Below are 1,993 nucleotides of genomic sequence, written 5' to 3' on the forward strand. Positions count from 1 at the left end.
GGGCGTGGCAACGTATGGCAAGAGCACGCTTCAGGTAACCGACACCTATGGCAACCCGCATAACATCAGCTTTTCACGTCCTGTTGATGTGCCTGTGTATGTCGCCATTACGTTACGGGTGTTCACTGGTTATACCTCACAAATTGGAGAGGATATTAAGCAGGCGGTTGCTGACTATATCAACAGCCTGAGAATCGGTGACAGCGTACTGCTGAGCCGCATTTACTCCCCGGCAAACCTCGGTGTGGTCAGTGGTGGAAATTCCCGGTATTACGACATCACAGAGCTGTTGATTGGCAAATCACCGGGGGCGCTTACGGTGGCGAATATCGTCATCGGGTATGACGAAGCCGCAAGTTGCTCTACTGCAAACATCGCGATCACGGTGACATCATGAGCAAATACACCGATCTGATCACTAACTACAACGCCGGAAAGCCACTCTTCACACAACACGTTGATTTATCCACCAGGCCTCTTAGCGATGTATCAACTGCACTTGGTGGCCTGATTACCGCTTTTGACATTGATACGGCAGTCGGTGTGCAACTGGATATCATTGGCGAATGGGTAAACCGCAAACGCACAGTCAGTGTGCCAATCAGTGGCATTTATTTCTCGTGGGATACAGACGGTCTTGGATGGGATCAGGGAGTATGGCAGGGGCCATATGACCCGGACACGGGCTATACCGCATTGAGCGATGAAACTTATCGGGTGATCCTGAAGGCCAAAATCGCGATCAATAACTGGAACGGGCAGAACGATACCTTACCACCCATTATCGATAACGCGCTGGCCGGTTCCGGCCTGCGCATGCAAATAGTCGACAACCAGGACATGACGATAAGTATCTGGGTATTCCCTGAAGTTGATATCTCACAGGTTTCGCTAGAACTCATTGCGGCAATTAAACAGGGTTATTTGACAGTTAAAGCTGCTGGTGTCTGGGGCGGAAGTATCGAAATACCGGCGGTGGAAACACCGTCTGAGGGAAACCGTTTCTTCGGTTTTGACATGGATAACGACTACATAGCCGGATTTGATGAAGGCGCATGGGGGAAATTACTGTAATGGCTACCAACAATTTTAAACCATTTGCAACCGGGGCCGGTGCAAACGTCACGTCGCAGGCAGACTGGGAAGCTCTCTCGGCTTTGCTTACGGGGTTTCAGTCCGGAAAAGCCAACTCAGCACAGGTGAATAAAGCACTACGTCAGGCAACTTTTATCGCCTCCGCCTTGGCTCAATATACCGCAAATAAAAGCGGTCTCGATGTGCTGGATGACGGGGATGTGGACGGATTTATCGCGAAAATGAGCGCTGCGTTTGGTGTGGATTTCTCGATTAAAAATCCCGGCCGAATCCTTGCTGGAACCTATGTCAGCGCTGCTGCTGATGCCAAATCAATTGGTTCCCGTGCGGCAACAGGTTGCCAGTTTATGCGAGCGTACAAAGCTCCTGATGCCCCGGACCAGAGTAACTACTGGCAGGTTATCGTTTTACCAGAAACAGTAGAATCCAGTGGCAGAGTTTCTTGTCTTGCAATGAGCGGTAATGACATTCATCTTGGAAATGGCGATGCTTTAGGAATCAGCACCTGGACAATTTTATCTGGCAAACAACCTGTCAATAAAACACTCACGGCACTCTCCGGGCTGGCAACTGGAGCCAATCAGGTCCCTTACTTTACCGGGATTGGTACAGCATCACAGACTCCGCTTACGCAAATGGGCAGGGACATTATCGGTCTGACATCAGTTGCAGATGCACTATCTTACTTGGGTATTTCGTCCAATCTGGTGCCAGTTGGTGTGCCACTGCCGTGGCCACTGAGCACACCGCCGACAGGCTGGCTAATCTGCAACGGACAAACATTCACTGCTGCCAACTATCCAGCGCTTGCCGTCGCTTATCCGGCGCTTGCCGTTCCTGATTTACGCGGGCTGTTTATTCGTGGACTGGATAATGGTCGTGGTTATGACCCTTCCCG

General features: G+C 50.7%; 2 protein-coding genes and 1 pseudogene. All 3 read left to right on the top strand.

The window, feature by feature from the left end; translation table 11 throughout:
- Positions 1-397 (top strand): annotated as a pseudogene (locus GA0061070_RS24375) (hypothetical protein); the annotation flags it as partial.
- Positions 394-1,074 carry a DUF2612 domain-containing protein gene (locus GA0061070_RS24380; RefSeq protein WP_090139102.1) on the top strand — a complete coding sequence of 227 codons (681 nt, stop codon included), beginning with the start codon at positions 394-396 and terminating at the stop codon, positions 1,072-1,074. The pseudogene GA0061070_RS24375 and the gene GA0061070_RS24380, both read left to right, overlap by 4 nt.
- Positions 1,074-1,993: tail fiber protein (locus tag GA0061070_RS25290; protein ID WP_167353622.1), on the top strand; the 920-nt coding region annotated here is incomplete at its 3' end. The genes GA0061070_RS24380 and GA0061070_RS25290, both read left to right, overlap by 1 nt.

The organism is Kosakonia oryziphila (assembly GCF_900094795.1).
GTDB lineage: Bacteria > Pseudomonadota > Gammaproteobacteria > Enterobacterales > Enterobacteriaceae > Kosakonia > Kosakonia oryziphila.

Coding starts and splice junctions, on each gene's coding strand:
- GA0061070_RS24380 (WP_090139102.1), top strand. CDS start 394: ATGAGCAAATACACCGATCTGATCACTAACTACAACGCCGGAAAGCCA.